The organism is Hymenobacter amundsenii, from assembly GCF_002204745.1.
In the GTDB taxonomy this organism is placed as follows: domain Bacteria; phylum Bacteroidota; class Bacteroidia; order Cytophagales; family Hymenobacteraceae; genus Hymenobacter; species Hymenobacter amundsenii.
In genome coordinates, this window is sequence record NZ_NIRR01000041.1 from 1 (window position 1) to 14,238 (window position 14,238).

Below are 14,238 nucleotides of genomic sequence, written 5' to 3' on the forward strand. Positions count from 1 at the left end.
CAGCGGCCACGCGGGTGCGCAGATCAAGCGAGTAAGGTTGCATCGTTGCCTATACGGCTAGGCCCCGAAAACGCCTAAACGGTTCGCGAAACCGCTATAGGAAGCATATGCCCGTATCATTCAGCTGTGCTTTCTGGCCAAGACCTGATTGATTTGCTTTGGCAGGCTTGGTCCTTCGTATATAAAGCCCGAGTACAATTGCAGCAATGACGCGCCGGCTTCCAGCTTCTCGCGCGCATCGGCGGCCGAGTGGATGCCGCCCACCCCAATAATGGGCAGCTGCCCGCGGCTATGGTGGCTTAGGTATCGGATGACCTCGGTGGCCCGTTGTCGCAACGGCCGCCCGCTCAGGCCGCCCGCTCCCAAGGCCGTTACCTGGTCGGCAGCCGTGGTCAGGCCCCCGCGGCCGATGGTGGTGTTCGTGGCTACGAGGCCGCTTAGGTTGGTTTCGCGGGCGATGAGCAGAATGTCGTCGAGCTGGGTATCCGTTAGGTCGGGCGCGATTTTGAGCAGCAGCGGCCGGGGCTTGGGCAACGACTGGTTGCGCTCCTGCACTTGCCCGAGCAGCGCAATCAGTGGCTCCCGCTCCTGGAGTTGCCGCAGGTTGGGCGTGTTCGGCGACGACACATTCACCACAAAATAATCGACCACCTCATGCAGGGCCTCCACGCAGGCCACGTAATCGTGGGCAGCTAGTTCGTTGGGCGTATCCTTGTTCTTACCGATGTTGCCCCCAATAACCAAGTCCCGGTCGCGGCGGTGGCGCAGGCGGGTGGCCGCGGCCGCCGCCCCATCGTTGTTGAAGCCCATGCGGTTAATCAGGGCCGCATCTGAGGGTAGGCGGAACAGGCGTGGGGCGGGGTTGCCCGGCTGGGGGCGGGGCGTCACGGTCCCGATTTCCACGAAGCCGAAGCCCAGCGCCCCTAGCTCGTCGGTCAGTTCGGCGTTCTTATCGAAGCCCGCCGCCAGGCCCACCGGATTACGGAACGGCAGCCCGAACACCTCCCGCTCCAGGTTCGGGTGCCGCAAATCATAGAGCCCGCGCAACAATGCCGGCATCCCCGGCACCCGATACGCCCGCTTCAGGTTCTCAAATATCAGATGGTGCGCCCGCTCCGCATCAAGCTTAAAGAGCAGCGGCTTAACGAGGCTTTGATACATTACTGAATGAGTTGGTAAAACCGGGTATAAAGAACGTTATTCAGCGCATTCCTTTGATCACCACCTCGCCTTACCTCATCCCGCCCAGCCTTCCCGGTCAAGACTACGGTACTGGATGGCTTCGGCTAGGTGAGGCAGCTCGATGTTGTCGGCGGCAGCCAGGTCGGCGATGGTGCGGGCCACTTTAAGGATGCGGTCGTAGGCGCGGGCCGAGAGGCCAAGGCGCTCCATGGCCGTTTTGAGTAATGTGAGGCCGGCGGCGTCAATCCGGCAAATATCCTTGACCATCTGCGAGGGCATGAGGGCGTTGGAATGGATGTCGGGGAATTCGGCGAAGCGGGCGGTCTGGCGCTGGCGGGCCTCGGCTACCCGGTGCTGAATGGTGCGGCTGTCCTCGGAGCGGCGGGTTTCGGCCATCTGGTCGAAGGTAACGGGCGTAACTTCCACGTGCAGGTCGATGCGGTCGAGCAGCGGGCCACTCACCTTATTGAGGTAGCGTTGCACCACGCCGGGGCCACAGACGCACTCTTTTTCGGGGTGGTTGTAGTAACCGCAAGGGCACGGATTCATGCTGGCGATGAGCATGAAGTTGGCCGGAAACTCGATGCTGAGCTTGGCGCGGGCAATAGTCACGCGACGTTCCTCCAGGGGCTGGCGCATTACCTCCAGCACCGTGCGCTTGAACTCGGGCAGCTCATCCAAAAACAGCACCCCGTTGTGGGCCAGCGAGATTTCGCCCGGCTGCGGATTGCTGCCCCCGCCCACCAGGGCCACATCCGAAATTGTGTGGTGGGGCGAGCGGAACGGGCGGGTATGGATGAGCGAGGCGTTGGCTCCGAGCCGGCCAGCCACCGAGTGTATTTTGGTTGTTTCCAGCGCCTCCTGCATGTTTAGGGCAGGCAAAATGCCGGGCAGGCGCTTGGCCAGCATGGTTTTGCCCGCCCCGGGCGGGCCGATCATAATCACGTTGTGGCCCCCGGCGGCGGCAATTTCGAGGGCCCGTTTGATGTTCTCCTGGCCCTGTACATCGGCAAAATCGGCCTCGTATTGGTTGGCCGCCTGCCGGAATACGTCGCGGGTGTCCATGACCACCGGCGCAATTTCCAACCGGCCTTCCAGAAAATCCACGGCCTCCTGCATGGTGCCTACCGGAATCACGTCGAGACTATTGACGATGGCGGCTTCCTGGGCATTCTCGCGGGGCAGAATCAGCCCTTTAAAGCCTTCTTTGCGGGCCTGAATGGCAATCGGCAGTACGCCCTTGATGGGTCGCAATTCCCCATCCAGCGCCAGTTCGCCCATAATCACGTAGTCGGCGAGCCGCTCGGTAACCAGCTGCTGGGAGGCGTGCAGGATACCCAGGCCAATGGGCAAATCGTAGGCCGAGCCCTCCTTGCGGATATCGGCCGGGGCCATGTTCACAACTACTTTGGTGCGCGGCATCCGGTAGCCTCGGAACTTGAGGGCTGCTTCCACCCGCTGCTGGCTCTCCTTGATGGCATTATCGGGAAGGCCCACCACAAAAAAACCGGTTCCCTGCGACACAACAACTTCAATCGTAATGGTATAGGCATTAACTCCTTGCACGGCCGAGCCGAAGGTTTTCGTAAGCATGATAGAGCAGCAGATAAAAGATGGAAAAGTTAAGCTGCTGGAAGATAGAGAGAAGTTGAAAGAGAAGCCGAATAAACATAAAAAGTGCCGTCATCTGGCGCGGAGCGAAGGATCTGGGCAGGTCAGAATGGCTGTAGTAACGCCCAGTTCTAATCTGCCCAGATCCTTCGCTCCGCGCCAGATGACGGCACTTTTTCTGCTTGAATTCCTGCGTTTTACTTTCCCACTAACTGCTCGATGAGCATGATCATGATATGGATGGCCTTGATGTGGATTTCCTGAATCCGGTCGGCGTAGCCGGTGTGGGCCGGGCGGATTTCCACGTTGCTCAGCGCGGCGAGTTGGCCGCCGTCCTTACCCGTCAGGCTCACTACCTGCATGCCCTGGGCGCGGGCGGCTTCGGCGGCCCGCAGTACGTTGGGTGAGTTGCCGCTGGTACTGATGGCCAGCAACACGTCGCCGGGGCGGCCCAGGGCTTCTACGTAGCGGCTGAAGACGTATTCGTAACCGAAATCGTTGGCCACGCAGCTCATGTGCGAGGCTTCGGTGAGGGCGATGGCGGCGAGGGCTCGGCGGTTCTGGCGGTAGCGGCCGGTGAGCTCTTCGGCAAAATGCTGGGCGTCACAGAGCGAGCCGCCGTTGCCGCAGGTCAGGATTTTACCGCCCTGGTTGAGCGAATCGGCCATCACCCGGGCCGCCTGCTCGATGGCGGCGAGGTTGGCCGGATTCTGCACGAACTGCTCCAGTACGGTTTGCGCTTGGGTCAGCTCGGCGCGGATTTGGTCGGTCAGCGAAAGGGGAGAGGGCACGGAAAGCGGGACTTACAACGGCTGGGAGGAGTTGCCGTCGGCGGGCGGAATGATGGTATTGGGGTTCTGGAGCGGGGCGTTGCTCAGGCTGGGGTCCGACTGCGGGTACAAGGGGGTGTCAGGGTAGGTGGTAACGCCGGTGCGGGGCGTGATGGGCGGCCGCTCGGCTGCCCGCTGCTGCTCCAGCTGCTGGTCGTAGAGGCGGGCCTTCAACTCGTTGATTTTACGCTCGTACCCGGCTACCTCGCGGCGCAGCAACGTGCTGTCGAGGTTTTCGGTAACCAAATGCAAGCCAAGCAAAATCACGGCCGCAACTAGGAGGCTATAGTACAGCGCCTGGGGCGAGCCGGCCATACCCACAAAACTGGTTTGCACCGAAGGCAGTAGCAATACCAGCAGGGCCAGCACCAGAAAAATCATGACCAGAATTGTAACCAGGCGTTTGAGGGCGAGCATATTTCAGAAGCAGGTTAAAAGCAGAATAAGAAGTCCATTCATACGGGAGAACCGAATAGACGGACTAAATATAGCACTTTGTAAATAGAAAGCGTTTGTACATAGTTGAGCTTGACCGGCCTTTTAACGAGCATTTCAGGCCAGTCCGCCGCTGGCGGTTTGCATGGTGCTCAGGCGTTGGTAGAGGCCGCCTTCGTGGCGCAGTAGCTCTTCGTGGGTGCCGCGCTCCACAATGCGACCGTGCTGCAGCACAATAATTTCGTCGGCGTGCTGCACGGTGCTCAGGCGGTGGGCAATGACGAGGCTGGTGCGGTTTTGCATGAGGCGCGTGAGAGCCTGCTGCACCAGCTGCTCACTCTCAGTATCGAGGGCCGAGGTAGCTTCGTCGAGAATGAGGATGGGCGGGTTGCGCAGGATGGCCCGCGCGATGCTCAGGCGCTGGCGCTGCCCGCCCGAAAGCCGCGAGCCCCGGTCGCCGATAACGGTCTGGTAGCCCTCGGGCGTGGCCGTAATAAAGTCGTGGGCGTTGGCGATGCGGGCAGCCTCCATTACCTCCTGCTCGGTGGCCTGGGTATTAAAGCGGATGTTGTTGAAAATGGTGTCGTTGAACAGAATGCTCTCCTGCGTGACAATGCCCATCTGGTCGCGGACCGAGTGAAGGGTGCAGCCGCGCACGTCGTGGCCGTCGATGAGCAACTGGCCGCCGGTGGGGTCGTAGAAGCGGGGCAGCAGGTCGGCCAGCGTACTCTTGCCGCCGCCGCTGGGGCCTACCAAAGCCACGGTTTTGCCCTTTTCAATGGTTAGGTTGATGTCGTCGAGCACCGTGGCCTCGCCATAGCCGAAGCGCAGGTTGCGCAGCTCGATGCGGTTTTGGAAGGGCGGCAGCACCCGGGCGTCGGGCCGGTCCCGAATCAGCGGTTCGGTGTCAATAATGCTCAGCACCCGCTCGCCGGCAACCAGCCCGCGCTGGATGTTGCCAAACGACGATGACAGAGCCTTGGCCGGCGTGAGGACCTGCGAAAACAGAATCACGTAACCGATAAACGTTTCGCCATCGAGGTCGGAACCGCCGCCCAGAATCAGGGAGCCCCCGAAGTACAGCAGCCCGGCCACCACCGATACGCCCGCAAATTCGGAAAACGGCGAAGCCAGGTCGCGGGTGTTGTCGATGCGGCGCGAAGTGCGAGCGTAATGGTCGTTTTGCTCCTCAAACTTGCCTTTTATGTACTCCTGGGCATTAAAGGCCTTGATGACGCGAATGCCGCCCAGGGTTTCATCAATCACCGATAGCATGGAGCCGAGCGTGCTCTGGCTCTGCTTGGCCTGGGTGCGCAGGCGCTTGGCAACCGTAGCGATAATGCCCCCCGATATGGGCAGCAGCACCAGCGTAAACAGCGTAAGCGGCACCGAGAGGTGAAACAGTACTACGAAATAGGCCACAATGGTCAGGGGTTCCTTGATGACGGCCGTCATCGTGTTCACCACCGACGTTTCCACTTCCTGCACATCGGCCGTGAAGCGCGACATTAAATCGCCCTTTCGCTCGCCCCCGAAAAAGCCCAGCTGCAGCCCCACAATGCGGTGGTACAGGTCGCGACGCAGGTTACGGATAACGCGGGCCCGCACGGTGGCCAGCAGGCGCAAACTCAGGTAGCGGAACACGTTGCTCAGCAGCACCGATACCACTACCACCCCGCATACGAAGGCCAAAGCCCCCAGCTTGCCCCGATCTTCGAGTACGCCGGCAAAGAAGTACTGGAATGTATCTGTAACCCAGCCGATGGTGGGCTTGAAATCGGGCACAACGGTGGGGGCGGCCAGTTGCACCTTGTCAGTTTTGTCGAAGAGGACGCTCAGCAGCGGAATAATGAGCGTGAAGTTGCCAATGCTGAAAAAGATAGTCAGCACGGTATACAGCAGGTACTGGGGCAGGAAGGCCGCCCAAGGCCGGGCGTACTGCAGAATGCGGAGGTAGGTTTTCATGGGCAGCCGCAAAGGTAGAGCATCGGGCGGGCTATGCGCGCCGCCGTGCTGCCCAAGCCGCAAGAAGCCCTCCGCACCAAAGGCGCGGAGGGCTTCTGCAAAGCTGATAAAGTGCCGAAACGGCCGCTGGCTTACTTGGCCGTTACGTTGCCGCGGATTTCGCCACCCGGGTAGGTAGTGCTGTGCAGGTTCACGTAGAGCTGGCCGGCCATCAGGCTATCGGCGGTGGACGGCTGCAGGGTAACCGTGCCGGTAATGGGCGACTTGCTCACGTCGTTGAAGCCCACGGCTATGTTGCCTTTCTTGCCGGGCTTCCCGAAGTGGAAGTGGCCCATTGTGGGACTCAGGCCCTGATAGGTCACGTTGTACTGGAGCACTTTGGTGGTCTTGTCGAAAGTACCGGTCATGGTGCCGGTGGCAGTCGAAGCCGTGGACGGTACGGCCTGCTTGTTGTCGAGGGTGGCCGAAACGGTCATCATCGTGTTAGCTGGCGTCACGTTGTCGTCGTCGTTGTTGCAGGCACCCAGGGCCACTACGCCCAGGGCAAAAAATAGGGAGGTGAGCTTATTCATGCAGAGAGGGAAAAAAGAGAAATCAGTAAGAGTTAAATCAGGAGGCTACTTAGCCGACAGCTGGGACACCGGTTCGCAGATCAGGCTGACTTTGATGCCCACGATTTTGGCAATGTTTTCGCGCACCAGCCGCGGAATTTCGATGCCATAGTCGGCCGGCGAAATGCTGAAATAGGCGTTGACAAGCAGGCTGCCCTGGCTGAAAGCCAGCGCCCCCGGCACCGTGAGCCGCCGCGTAACGCCATGGATTGTAATGTCGCCTTCCACCGACACTCGCTGGCCGTCTTTAAGCAGCTTGCCCATATCCAGATCGACAATGCGCCCGCGAAAAGTGGCCTTCGGGTACTTATCCGACTCCATGTAGTTCTCGTTGAAGTGCTCCTGCATGAGGGTGCGCTTGAACGCGAACGACTTCACCGGAATACTGAACGCCAGCTGCCCGCTATGCAGGTCGAAAACGGCCGATACCTGCTTGGTAGTAGCCTCGATGTCTTCGATGATGCTGGTGGAGAAGAAGCTGGCGGCACCTTCCTGGGTCAGGTATTTGCCCTGGGCCCGCGCCGGCGTGGCCAACGCCCCGCTCAGTAGTAACACGGCTAGCCCCCAACGTGCGGCAGTGCGGGTGCCTGGCACCTTCAATAGTAGTGGTTTGATCATACGTAGAGCTGAACCGCTACCACTCTCCTTCCAGCTGAACCAACTGGCTCTATTCGCGCCGGCAGCCCGTTTTGCTACCATGCAGGTAGTCCGGGTTGGCTTGCAGGAAGTGGTGATAACGGAAGTACAATACGGGCGGCGGCCGCCAGGTTTCGGAAATAATTATACTATTAGATGAAAATTATATACGGTCCGATAAACGCGCGAAAACGCCGGATGAAAAGGCCAAACTTCCTCAACTAACCTGGCGGCAGTAGCCCCACTACCTCAATTCGGCCCACAAGCTGGTGATTGAACCCGGCCAGCTCGGCGGCGGGTACGTGCAGCTGCTCCGGTTGCCGGCCAGTAGTCGCCGTTTTGAAATGAGCGGCATAATCAGCATCCACGGTAAGGCGCAGCAAGTAGTCAGCGGCGCCGCCGCCCATTGGTTCGGCGGTCGGCTGGGTCAGGTAAAAAACCCGCGGCTCCGACCCCTGCAACGGAAGCTCCAGCCAGTCGGAGGCTGCAATCAAATCCAGTTCTGCCTGCCCCACGGGCTGGTAAAGCAGCACCGTAGCAGAGTCGTGGCGCATATTGGGGTATGTGAGTGACTGAGTGACCCGATGGATGAGTAACAGAACTTGCGCTCAGTCGTCGAATCACTTATTCACCGGTTAAAACTCATGCAGGCGCTGGGCAATATTCCAGCGCAGAGCAATGGAGGCTAGGGCGCCGCCATCGGCGGTGTAGTAGGCCGGCACAGGCGCGTTGCCCGAGAAGCTGCGGTTGCGATACACGAGCTTACCATCGAGGAACAGGTTATGAGCGGCTTGGTACGAGGCCGTCAGGTCGGTGTGCAGCAGGTAGGAGGTGATGCCGCTGCCCACGAAAAAGCCGTCTTCGGCGGGGCGGGTGGTGTAGGGCAGCAGCACGTTGGAGCCGTAGTTCTGGCTGGCCGGGTCGAGGCCCTGCTTCACCAGGAAGGCCTTGCCTACCACGTGCAACCGGGGCAGGGGCTGGTAGCTGGCAATACCGATCAGCTCCCACAAGTTGGCGCCCATCGGGTGAGCCAGCGGCTGGGCGGCATGCTGGTAGTCGCGGTACTTGTCGATGGCCTGGTAGGTGAAGGGACGGATGAAGTTGAACTCGCCCTGCAAATCGAAATTGCGGATACCGGCCACGTTAATGTATTTCGCCCCGAGTTGTATCGCTTGCTTATTGGTCCACGATCCATTGCCGGCTCGGATGTTACTCAGTATAAACTCATCGAGCATGAGCTGCCCATAAAGCTGCACCCGCTGCTTGATGTTCCATTTGAAATCCAGGCCTAGTAAGGCGTTGCCGTCCTGCGAGCCTACGCTCTGCTCAATGGCCCGGTAGAAAATAATAGGGTTGAGGTACTGCAGCTCGAATGTATTGCGGTTCTGCACCTGTACCTGTCCGTTCACGAGCACCGAATCGCGCCGCCGCGAGCCAGACAGAATGCTCTCGAACAGGCCCACATTGAGGTTGGGCAGCACGTCGAGACTGAGGTGGTGCATGGCCAGAAACTTGCGGCCGTAGCTGTCGTCCTCGTCGGAAGGATCGGTGATGAGTTGGGCGAACAGGTTCTCGTACTTGAACTTCCAGACTCGGGTTTGAATTTTCAGGAACAGGTAGGGCGAGGAGTAATCCGACAGAATGAGGCTGCGGTAGCCGTTACCAATCTGGTTACGGTCGTGGCCCAGTTGCAGGCTCACGTGCCGGCCGGCGGCGTAGCTTACGTAGCCGCGGGCCGAAAGGAAGTCGTATTGGCCGGGCGTGGTCTTGAACGGTTTCCAGAAGCCCTCGTGGGGCACGGCCCGGTCGCGCTCAATCCGCTCCTGCACGTAGAACGGTACAGCCATCTGGTTGTCGGCCAGAAAGGCGTAGAAGCCCAGGCGCTGGTCCACGGTGCCTTCAATCTGTACGCCACGGGTATTTAGGAAAGAATAGTTCTTGGCCCCGTCGTTGTTGCCCAGGCTCAGGCCCGCCACCGGGTTCACGCGCAACGAGAAGTCGGGCGTTTCCACGCTGTACAAGTCGGAGTGGCGCTGGTACAGAAAGCCCAGGTAGGGGTTGGACCGGGCATTTACCGCCGAATCGAGGCGGGTATTGTGCCAGTTGTCGCGTAGCAGGTAGCGCACATTGAAGCGGTCCTGGACCGAGAGGCCGGCGCTGGAGTCGGCTAGGATGCGCTCGGCCAGCCGGGCCACGGCGGCGCGGGTGTAGGGCCGCACCGATGTATGAATATCGCCCAGTGAATCGGAGCCATGCAGGATGGCGTAGCGGTCGATGAGGCGGTAAATGTCGTTGTCGAGGGGCACGTAAGTGGTGCCCATCGTGGTTTTGGTACTCCGGCCCGCCTGGGGTTCATCCAAGGCCGGGTTATACGGCTGGGCGGGCTTCGGTGGCTGGTCGTAGGTGAGCCAGTTGCCCTTGCCGTCGGTGGGGCGGGTGGGGGTATCCTGGGCGGCGGCCGGGGCGGCCAGCAGCGCCAGCCAGCTACCCAAAATCAGATAGGTATTTTTCATAAGCAGAGGCCGGTACGCCGGGCTTGGCATACGGGGAAACAAAACTACGGAGTTTGGACCTGATTAGGACTTGTACAAAGTGACCGATAAAAATGGGTGCTTTATATAAACAGGCCGTCATTCCTGGCTTGGCTCTGCATGACGTTGTTTTGTGCGCTTCTCTATTCCACCAGCCATTCTCTAAGCGCCTACCTTTGCCGTCATGTCCCTGGTTCGCCTGCTGTGCTTTTCGGAACTCGACCTAGCCGCCTGGGATGTCTGCGTGGCCGAGGCGGAGCAAGTGGTTCCCTACGCCCACAGCTGGTGGCTGGCGGCCACTGCCGGCCGCTGGGATGCGTTGGTAGAAGTGGAGGAAGCCACTGGCCGCTACCTGGCCCTCTGGCCGCTGCCCACCAAGTGGCGGCCCAGCGGCCGGCAAACGTATCAGCCTCCCTTCACCCAGCAGCTCGGCCTTATTTCCCGCCCCGAAAGCACCGCCAACCTGCTGCAACCAGCCCGGCTGCTGGGCCGCTACGCCCACTTCTACGCCCAACTCAACGACGCCAACCACCTGCCGCCAACCACACGCAGTCCGGAAATCACGGTGCATGAGCGCCATACCTATCACCTCGACCTTAGCCCCAGCTACGAGCCGCTCCGGGCGGGCTACTGCGCCGATTACCGCCGCCGCCTGCGCCTCCACGAAGCCGACTCCGCGGCCCTGGCTGTAACCGAGCTACCCGACCCAGAGCCGCTCCTGAAGCTGTTTCAGCAAACCAAAGGCCCCGCCGCCGGCCTGCGCCCGCGCCACTATGCCCAACTGCGCCGCCTGCTAGCCGAGCTACAGGCCCGGCAGTTTCTAGAAGCCCGAGCCGTGCGGCACCCCAAAACCGGTGAGCTGCTGGCTGGGGCCCTGCTGGTGCGCTACCGTTCCCGGCTGGTATATTTGTTTGCGGCAGCCTCAATAGAAGGCAAAAAGGCCGCCGCGCCACTGCTGCTACTCGACGATGCTATTCGCCGCCACGCCGGTACGCCGGGACTGGTGCTTGATTTTGAGGGCGGAATGTTACCCGCTATTGCCCGTTTTTTCGCCAACTTCGGGGCCTCGCCCGTCCCGTACGCGGCCCTGTCATTTACTAAACGCCCCTGGTACCTGCCTGCATGGATGCGCTAACGCCTAACTCCTCCGATTCACTTGCCGCCGCCCACGCCAACCCCCGCGTGCGGGTGGTATGCGCCCAGCCATCCATTGCCAACCACTTCCTGTCCGAGCTGCGCGACGTAGAGGTGCAGAAAGACTCCCTACGCTTCCGCCGCAACCTCCAGCGCCTGGGCGAAATCATGGCTTACAACATCAGCTCCGAGCTGAGTTACACCACTAAAACGGTACGCACGCCCCTGGGCGAGTCGAGCAGCCAGCATCTCCAGGATTTTCCGGTGCTAGCCACCGTGCTCCGGGCCGGCCTGCCGTTTCACCAAGGCTTCCTCAATTATTTCGACCAGTCGCCCTCGGCCTTTGCGGCTGCCTACCGCATCGAGGGCACGGCCCAAGTGCAGGTACAGGTCGATTACCTCTCGGCCCCCAGCCTCGACGGGCGGGTACTGATTCTGGTAGACCCTATGCTGGCCTCGGGCAAGAGCCTGGTGCAGACCTACCGGGCCATGCTGCGCTTCGGCCAGCCTCGGCAAGTGTACATCGCGGCCGTTATTGCCAGCCCGCAAGGCGTGGAGTACGTGACCCGCGAAGTGCCCGAAGCCTCTCTCTGGCTGTCCGCCATCGACGACGACCTCAACGCCCAGGCCTACATCGTACCCGGCCTTGGCGACGCCGGCGACTTATCGTACGGTAGTAAGCTGTAGGATTTTGGAGCTGTTAAAGCTGTTTAGCAACTTTCCAAACAGCTTCATTAGATAATAGCGGTTGCCCCGATATCCGAGGTCATTAAATTATTTGCAGCCGGATGTTGTTCTGCACCGCACCACCCTTCCTTGCTGCCCATTTACCTTCAAAAACGAAGCTAACAGCTAACAGCTGTCAGCTAATAGCTCCAAAAAATTGCTGCCTTCCCTGCTGAAATACGCTTCTGTTTTCGCCATCGGCATGTTCAAGTTCGTGGCCGCGCCCATTGCCGGCGTGGCGGCGGGCCTGCCGATGACGATTATCTGGGGGCTCACGGTGGCGGGCATGATGACGACGGTTATCCTGATTTCGAGCGTGGGCCAGACCTGGGCGCTACATCTGCGCAAGCGGCGCCAGGAAAAAGGCAAGCCCCTGTTCAGCCGCCGTACCCGCACGGTGGTGCGCATCTACAAGCGGTTCGGCATGGTGGGTATTGCGTTCCTGACTCCCGTTCTTTTCAGCCCCGTCGGCGGTACCGTTATTGCCACTCAGTTGCACGTGCCGCGCTGGCGCATCGTGCTCCATATGGCCTGGAGCGCGGTTTTCTGGGGGTTCGCCCTCACGCTGCTTACCATTAAGTTCAGCCACCTCCCAATTTTTAATCGGTAGGGGGAAGGCTGGGTTAGTACTGGCTAACCGCACGTTATTCAGAGCGAAGCGAAGAATCTCGCGGGCCAAAGTAACTCCTGACAATAGGGTTATTTTGGCCCGCGAGATTCTTCGCTTCGCTCTGAATGACGTGCTGCTGTAGTCTATAACAGCCGCTAGTTACTTACCGCTTCTTGCGCTTGTATTCTACCCGGCCCTGGGCAACGCGGGCGGCTTTGGCGGCGGGGGTCGAGTTCTTGCCTTTGCCAGGGTTGGCCTTGTTGCCCTTCTGGCTGCGGGCGGGCTTGGCTTCGTACTCGCGGCCGGTGCGCTTGTCGATAGTCACGCCAGCCTTCAGCCACTCTTTCCGCTCGTGGAAGGCTCCTTTGAAATTGGGGTCCTCACGCTTGCGGCGCTCGTCCTTCTCGCGGTCCATGCCCTGCTGCTCCTCGAAGGAGGTAGGTACCACCTTCACTTCGGGGGGCAGCGGCAACAGCGGAATCGGCTGCCGAATCAGCTCCTCGATGCGCTGGATGTGGTGCATTTCAGCCTCGTTGGCAAACGTGATGGCCGCGCCGGTGTGCTGGGCCCGGCCCGTACGCCCGATGCGATGCACGTAGTCGTCGTAAATCAGCGGCACATCGAAGTTGATAACGTGGCTGACCTCGGGCACATCGATGCCGCGCGAAGCCACGTCGGTAGCCACCAGAAACCGCACGTCGCCGGCCTTAAACGACTCCATGGCGTTGATGCGGGTGTTCTGGCCCTTGTTGCCGTGGATGGCCCGCACCTCGCCGTGTCCCTTGCGCATCAGGAAGCTGGCCACGTTCTCGGCGTTGGCCTTCGAGCGGGTGAAAATCATCACCCGGTGAAATGTGTCCCAGTCGAGAAACAGGTATTCGAGCAGGTTGATTTTAGTGATGAGGTTGGGCACTTCATACAGGCTCTGGCTCACGTTCTGGGCCGAGGTGGCGGCCGGCGTCACTTCCACCCGCACCGGAAACTCCAGGAACTCCTCGCTCAGCGTGGTTACCTTGTCGGGCATGGTAGCCGAGAACAGCACGTTCTGGCGCTTGCGCGGAATAACTTCGAGCAGCCGCCGGATCTGGGGCATGAAACCCATGTCCATCATCTTGTCGGCCTCGTCCATCACCAGCGTCTTGAGCTCCTTGAGCACCAGTGCCCCTTTCAGGTAGAGCTCCATAAGGCGGCCGGGGGTGGCAATGAGAATATCAACGCCCTGGGCAATGGTTTCGATCTGGGTTTTGGGGCCAAGGCCGCCGTAAATGGCGTAGATGCGTAAATCGGTATGCACGGCCAGCTTGCGCAGATGGCTTTCGAGCTGCATGGCCAGCTCGCGGGTGGGGGCCAGCACCAGGGCCCGCGGGTGGTCACCCTGGGCATATTTCACCTTCATAAGCAGCGGCAGGCCGAAGGCGGCCGTTTTGCCGGTGCCCGTCTGAGCGATGCCCAGCACATCGTGGCCGGCCAGCAGCAGCGGAATCGTTTGCTCCTGCACGGGCGTGGGTTCGGTGAAGCCCGCATCGGCCACGGCAGTCAGCAGCTGCTTATTAAGCTTGAAATCGGCAAAGGTGAGCGGCTGGGGCAAATCGGACATGGCAACAAGAAAAAACGGTAACGTCCCCAAAGGTACGGCGAATACGGCCGGCACCGAACGCCCGCTCCCGTCTGCTGCCCTGGGCGAAGCGAGGGGCCCTAAGCTACCATAAGGCCGGTGGTTCAAAGTCCCTCGCTTCGCTCAGGCTGAGCATGAAGAACGATTTGAGCAAAAAAAACTCCGCGAAACCTTTGTTAATGCCCCGCCGCCCGCTACTTTTGTGGCATCAAGACCCAACACGGTAGATATAGCTCAGCTGGTTAGAGCGTCGGATTGTGATTCCGAAGGTCGTGGGTTCGAGCCCCATTATTTACCCTCCCTTAAAAAAGGCCTCTCCGTTCAGGTAGAGGCCTTTTTTCTTTGCAGCAGT

General features: G+C 60.2%; 13 protein-coding genes and 1 tRNA gene. 4 read left to right on the plus strand and 10 right to left on the minus strand.

Going from position 1 to position 14,238, the window contains the following annotated elements; all coding sequences use genetic code 11:
- Positions 1–120 precede the first annotated feature (120 nt).
- From CDA63_RS17220 to CDA63_RS17260, 9 genes are all read right to left on the minus strand, one after another.
- A complete protein-coding gene (locus tag CDA63_RS17220) occupies positions 121–1,161 on the minus strand; it encodes a quinone-dependent dihydroorotate dehydrogenase (protein WP_088465704.1) in 1,041 nt (346 codons plus the stop codon).
- Positions 1,162–1,236: 75 nt separating this feature from the next.
- On the minus strand, positions 1,237–2,775 hold the full coding sequence (locus tag CDA63_RS17225) for a YifB family Mg chelatase-like AAA ATPase (RefSeq protein WP_088465705.1): 1,539 nt from the start codon (positions 2,773–2,775) through the stop codon (positions 1,237–1,239).
- Positions 2,776–2,990: 215 nt separating this feature from the next.
- Complete coding sequence (gene lpcA, locus CDA63_RS17230; RefSeq protein ID WP_242434725.1) at positions 2,991–3,584, minus strand: D-sedoheptulose 7-phosphate isomerase; 594 nt, start codon at positions 3,582–3,584, stop codon at positions 2,991–2,993.
- A gap of 12 nt (positions 3,585–3,596) precedes the next feature.
- Positions 3,597–4,040: a hypothetical protein gene (locus CDA63_RS17235; protein ID WP_088465706.1), complete on the minus strand. Its 444-nt coding sequence runs from the start codon at positions 4,038–4,040 to the stop codon at positions 3,597–3,599.
- 135 nt (positions 4,041–4,175) lie between these two features.
- A complete protein-coding gene (locus CDA63_RS17240) occupies positions 4,176–6,023 on the minus strand; it encodes an ABC transporter ATP-binding protein (RefSeq protein WP_088465730.1) in 1,848 nt (615 codons plus the stop codon).
- Between the two features lie 131 nt (positions 6,024–6,154).
- Positions 6,155–6,595, minus strand: a complete 441-nt coding sequence (locus tag CDA63_RS17245; protein ID WP_088465707.1) for a CHRD domain-containing protein — start codon at positions 6,593–6,595, stop codon at positions 6,155–6,157.
- A 45-nt stretch (positions 6,596–6,640) separates the two neighbouring features.
- A complete protein-coding gene (locus tag CDA63_RS17250) occupies positions 6,641–7,252 on the minus strand; it encodes a YceI family protein (protein ID WP_088465708.1) in 612 nt (203 codons plus the stop codon).
- Between the two features lie 239 nt (positions 7,253–7,491).
- Positions 7,492–7,824: a hypothetical protein gene (locus tag CDA63_RS17255; RefSeq protein WP_088465709.1), complete on the minus strand. Its 333-nt coding sequence runs from the start codon at positions 7,822–7,824 to the stop codon at positions 7,492–7,494.
- Between the two features lie 81 nt (positions 7,825–7,905).
- Positions 7,906–9,783, minus strand: coding sequence for a hypothetical protein (locus tag CDA63_RS17260; protein WP_088465710.1), 1,878 nt, complete (start codon positions 9,781–9,783; stop codon positions 7,906–7,908).
- A 202-nt stretch (positions 9,784–9,985) separates the two neighbouring features.
- Between CDA63_RS17260 and CDA63_RS17265 the strand changes: the two genes are divergently transcribed.
- The 3 genes from CDA63_RS17265 (at position 9,986) to CDA63_RS17275 (ending at position 12,271) form a co-directional block, all read left to right on the plus strand.
- On the plus strand, positions 9,986–10,936 hold the full coding sequence (locus CDA63_RS17265; protein ID WP_088465711.1) for a GNAT family N-acetyltransferase: 951 nt from the start codon (positions 9,986–9,988) through the stop codon (positions 10,934–10,936).
- Entirely contained in the window at positions 10,924–11,622 is a 699-nt protein-coding gene (gene upp / locus CDA63_RS17270) for a uracil phosphoribosyltransferase (protein WP_088465712.1), read from the plus strand. Before CDA63_RS17265 ends, upp begins: the two co-directional genes overlap by 13 nt.
- A gap of 196 nt (positions 11,623–11,818) precedes the next feature.
- Complete coding sequence (locus CDA63_RS17275; protein ID WP_088465713.1) at positions 11,819–12,271, plus strand: hypothetical protein; 453 nt, start codon at positions 11,819–11,821, stop codon at positions 12,269–12,271.
- 163 nt (positions 12,272–12,434) lie between these two features.
- Here the strand turns inward: CDA63_RS17275 and CDA63_RS17280 are convergent, their stop codons facing one another.
- Positions 12,435–13,868 carry a DEAD/DEAH box helicase gene (locus CDA63_RS17280; protein ID WP_088465714.1) on the minus strand — a complete coding sequence of 478 codons (1,434 nt, stop codon included), beginning with the start codon at positions 13,866–13,868 and terminating at the stop codon, positions 12,435–12,437.
- A 241-nt stretch (positions 13,869–14,109) separates the two neighbouring features.
- On the opposite strand from CDA63_RS17280, the gene CDA63_RS17285 reads away from it, so the two are divergent.
- Positions 14,110–14,183, plus strand: a tRNA-His gene (locus tag CDA63_RS17285).
- Positions 14,184–14,238 lie beyond the last annotated feature (55 nt).

Excerpts from the sequence above, each read along its gene's own strand:
- CDA63_RS17265 (WP_088465711.1), top strand. The coding sequence starts at position 9,986 with ATGTCCCTGGTTCGCCTGCTGTGCTTTTCGGAACTCGACCTAGCCGCC.
- CDA63_RS17250 (WP_088465708.1), bottom strand. The coding sequence starts at position 7,252 with ATGATCAAACCACTACTATTGAAGGTGCCAGGCACCCGCACTGCCGCA.
- CDA63_RS17255 (WP_088465709.1), bottom strand. The coding sequence starts at position 7,824 with ATGCGCCACGACTCTGCTACGGTGCTGCTTTACCAGCCCGTGGGGCAG.
- CDA63_RS17235 (WP_088465706.1), bottom strand. The coding sequence starts at position 4,040 with ATGCTCGCCCTCAAACGCCTGGTTACAATTCTGGTCATGATTTTTCTG.
- CDA63_RS17280 (WP_088465714.1), bottom strand. The coding sequence starts at position 13,868 with ATGTCCGATTTGCCCCAGCCGCTCACCTTTGCCGATTTCAAGCTTAAT.
- CDA63_RS17225 (WP_088465705.1), bottom strand. The coding sequence starts at position 2,775 with ATGCTTACGAAAACCTTCGGCTCGGCCGTGCAAGGAGTTAATGCCTAT.
- CDA63_RS17260 (WP_088465710.1), bottom strand. The coding sequence starts at position 9,783 with ATGAAAAATACCTATCTGATTTTGGGTAGCTGGCTGGCGCTGCTGGCC.
- upp (WP_088465712.1), top strand. The coding sequence starts at position 10,924 with ATGGATGCGCTAACGCCTAACTCCTCCGATTCACTTGCCGCCGCCCAC.
- CDA63_RS17245 (WP_088465707.1), bottom strand. The coding sequence starts at position 6,595 with ATGAATAAGCTCACCTCCCTATTTTTTGCCCTGGGCGTAGTGGCCCTG.
- CDA63_RS17240 (WP_088465730.1), bottom strand. The coding sequence starts at position 6,023 with ATGAAAACCTACCTCCGCATTCTGCAGTACGCCCGGCCTTGGGCGGCC.
- CDA63_RS17220 (WP_088465704.1), bottom strand. The coding sequence starts at position 1,161 with ATGTATCAAAGCCTCGTTAAGCCGCTGCTCTTTAAGCTTGATGCGGAG.